Origin of the sequence: Craterilacuibacter sp. (assembly GCF_051659485.1) — a bacterium.
In the GTDB taxonomy this organism is placed as follows: Bacteria; Pseudomonadota; Gammaproteobacteria; order Burkholderiales; family Chromobacteriaceae; genus Craterilacuibacter.
In genome coordinates, this window is the sequence record NZ_JBOFOO010000196.1 from 1 (window position 1) to 3418 (window position 3418).

The 3418-nt window shown below is 60.1% G+C and carries 3 protein-coding genes; 1 reads left to right on the forward strand and 2 read right to left on the reverse strand.

Going from position 1 to position 3418, the window contains the following annotated elements; translation table 11 throughout:
* Both ACRC1E_RS07095 and ACRC1E_RS07100 read right to left on the reverse strand, forming a co-directional pair.
* Positions 1 to 1075: CaiB/BaiF CoA transferase family protein (locus tag ACRC1E_RS07095; RefSeq protein ID WP_438514412.1), on the reverse strand; the 1075-nt coding region annotated here is incomplete at its 3' end.
* A gap of 112 nt (positions 1076 to 1187) precedes the next feature.
* Positions 1188 to 2375 (reverse strand): acyl-CoA dehydrogenase, encoded by a 1188-nt coding sequence (locus ACRC1E_RS07100; protein WP_438514413.1) that lies wholly within the window; start codon positions 2373 to 2375, stop codon positions 1188 to 1190.
* A gap of 134 nt (positions 2376 to 2509) precedes the next feature.
* Here ACRC1E_RS07100 and ACRC1E_RS07105 point away from each other — a divergent pair, with 134 nt between their 5' ends.
* Positions 2510 to 3280, forward strand: coding sequence for an IclR family transcriptional regulator (locus ACRC1E_RS07105; protein WP_438514414.1), 771 nt, complete (start codon positions 2510 to 2512; stop codon positions 3278 to 3280).
* Positions 3281 to 3418 lie beyond the last annotated feature (138 nt).

Consider the following 3418-nt stretch of genomic DNA (forward strand, 5'->3'; position numbering starts at 1 on the left):
GTGTGCCGGACAGGCGGATAGGGCATGCGACTTGCGGCACCTGCTGCCCGGCACTGTCCTGCAGTTGCAGCGCCATCTGGCGATGGCGGATCTGCGGGTCGGCAAAGGCTTCGTCTACGGTATTGATCGGGCCGCACGGCACACCGGCTGTTTCCAGCATCTGCAACCACTGATCGCGCGAACGCGCCATAAAAGCCGCCGCCAGTTGCGGCACCAGCAACTCACGGTGCTGAACCCGCATCGGATTAGTGGCAAAGCGTGCATCCTTCGCCAGTGCCGGCTGCCCGATGGTTGTGCAGGTCGCAGCAAACTGGCGGTCATTACCGCAGGCCAGAATAAAGTGTCCGTCGGCACAGGCAAACACCTGATACGGCACGATATTGGGATGGGCATTGCCCAGACGCGGCGGGGTCTCCCCCCCCACCAGATAGTTCATCCCGACATTGGCCAGCATCGCCACGGCACAGTCGAACAACGCCATATCGATATACTGTCCGACACCGCTACGGGTGCGCGAGAGCAAGGCGGCTTGCACCGCATTGGCGGCATACAGTCCGGTAAAGAGGTCGGTGACCGCCACCCCCACCTTGTGCGGCTCGCCGTCGGCGGGGCCGGTGATGCTCATCAACCCGCTCATGCCCTGCACGATATAGTCGTAACCCGGGCGCTCGGCATACGGGCCATCCTGACCGAAGCCGGTAATCGAGCAATACACCAGCCGCGGATTGATCGCGCTCAGGCTCTCGTAGTCGAGGCCGTATTTTGCCAGCCCGCCCACCTTGTAGTTTTCCAGCAGCACATCGGCGTCGGCCACCAGCCGGCGCACGATCTCCTGCCCTTCGGGCCGGGTGATATCGATGGTCAGCGAGCGCTTGCCGCGATTGGTCGACAGGAAATACGCGGCCGAGCCATCGGCCAGTGCCGGCGGCGCCCATTGCCGCGTATCGTCACCCGCACCGGGGCGCTCCACCTTGACCACTTCGGCACCCAGATCAGCCAATAGCTGGCCGGCCCACGGCCCGGCCAATACCCGCGATAAATCCACTACCTTAATACCGGCAAGCGCACCAGACATGACATCTCCCTGCGGTCGCTTGACCGCAAAAAAAGCGCCCGGACAGGCCGGGCGTCAAGGACAGACAGAAAAACAAGCAAAAGCGGCAGCCTGCTGCCACCTCTGCAATTAATCAGCAAAATGCCTGAATACCGGTGATCGCACGCCCCAGAATCAGCGCATGCACATCGTGCGCGCCTTCATAGGTATTCACCGCCTCCAGATTCATCACATGGCGGATGACATGATATTCGTCAGAGATACCGTTGCCGCCGTGCATATCGCGCGCGACGCGGGCAATATCCAACGCCTTGCCGCAGTTATTGCGCTTGATCAGCGAGATCATCTCCGGTGCGGCACGCCCCTCATCCATCAGTCGGCCGACCTGCAGTGCGGCTTGCAGACCCAGCGCGATCTCGGTCTGCATATTGGCCATCTTGAGCTGCGGAATCTGGTTGGCAGCCAGCGGCCGGCCAAATTGCTGGCGATCCAGTTGGTACTGGCGTGCGGCATGGAAGCAGAACTCGGCCGCGCCCATCGCGCCCCAGGCAATACCGTAGCGCGCCTTGTTCAGGCAGCCAAACGGCCCCTTCAGCCCGGTCACACCCGCGAGCAGGTTTTCATCCGGCACGAACACATCGTCCATCACGATCTCGCCGGTAATCGATGCACGCAAGGAAAACTTGCCTTCGATCTTGGGTGCAGACAGGCCCTGCATGCCCTTTTCCAGCACGAAGCCGCGGATCTCGCCCGCGTCATCCTTGGCCCAGACCACAAATACGTCGGCCACCGGACTATTGGTAATCCACAGCTTGCTGCCACTCAGCAAATAACCGCCATCGACCTTGCGCGCACGGCTCTTCATGCCGGCCGGGTCGGAGCCGGCATCGGGCTCGGTCAACCCGAAACAGCCTATCCATTCACCGCTTGCCAGTTTGGGCAGATATTTGTCCTTCTGGGCATCGGAGCCGTAGGCCCAGATCGGATGCATCACCAGCGAACTTTGTACACTCATGGCCGAGCGGTAGCCCGAATCCACCCGCTCGACTTCGCGCGAAATCAGGCCATAAGCCACATGGTTGAGACCGGCACAACCATAACCGTCGATGGTGCAGCCCAGTAGCCCCAGTTCGCCCATCTCGTTCATGATCTCGCGATCGAAGCGTTCTTCACGGTTAGCCAGCAAGACTCGCGGCAACAGTTTGTCCTGACAGTAGGCACGGGCAGCCTCCTGCACCATGCGCTCCTCGTCACTGAGCATAGAAGAAAGCAGAAGTGGATCGTCCCAGCTGAACGGGGCGCGGCTATGATTGGCGGCCATGATATGTCTCCGGTGTATTAATTCCGCCTTGCGGAATTTAGTTCTACATTGCAGAATAGACTATCCACTCGGATAGCGGATGTAAAGCCCTTTATTGCCGAATGACATAGCAGGCCACCCCAAGGAATGAGCATATGCAGGAAGAAGACAAAGACAGACTGTTTGTCACCGCACTGGCACGCGGTCTGGCGGTACTGTCGGCATTCAAGCCGGGCGAGACCGCACTGTCCAATCAGGAACTGGCCAAACGCACCGGCCTGCCCAAATCCACAGTGTCGCGTTTGAGCTACACCCTGTTGCAACTGGGCTATCTGCAACAGGATGGCGACAGCGGTTTTTACCGGTTGGGCTTGGCGGTGCTGGCACTGGGATCGTCGGTACTGGCCAGTTACGATATCCGCAGCATGGCGGCCCCGCTAATGCGCGAGTTTGCACTGACACACAATATCTCGGTCAGCCTGGCACTACGCAATGGCACCGATATGGTGTATCTGGAAACCTGCCGCAGTCAGGCGCGTATCGGCGTGCAACTGACCATAGGTTCGCGCGTGCCGCTGGCCACCAGTGCGATCGGTCGTGCCTGCTATGCAGGCCTAGCCGACAATGAACGCAAAGCACTGGATGACGAACTGGCGCTGCGCTACGGCCAGGACTGGCCGGCGACCCAGCAGGCTCTGGCAGCGGCACGGACACACTATCTGGATAAAGGGTTTTGCGAATCGTTTGGTGAATACGATGAAGACGTGATGGCGGTTGCCATTCCGCTACCGCCTTTAGCCGGCAGTAGCAGCGGCTTGAGCCTCAACGCCAGCGGCCCGCGCTTTGCTTGGAGCGCCAAGAGCATGCACGAAGAGATTGCACCGGCCTTGTCCGTACTACGCGGCCGCCTGCTGCCGGGCATATGAAACGCCCGGGGCAGGCCCTGTTATTTGCAACAAGGCCTGCCCCGGGTTTTGACTGCTTCAAGCCACCTGCGGCGGCACGTTATTGATGTAATGCACCAACTGGTCAATCACAAACTGCTGCTCGACTATGGTGGCATG

Bases quoted from the DNA above. Each gene is read 5' to 3' on its own strand.
- ACRC1E_RS07105 (WP_438514414.1), top strand. From the start codon at position 2,510: ATGCAGGAAGAAGACAAAGACAGACTGTTTGTCACCGCACTGGCACGC.
- ACRC1E_RS07100 (WP_438514413.1), bottom strand. From the start codon at position 2,375: ATGGCCGCCAATCATAGCCGCGCCCCGTTCAGCTGGGACGATCCACTT.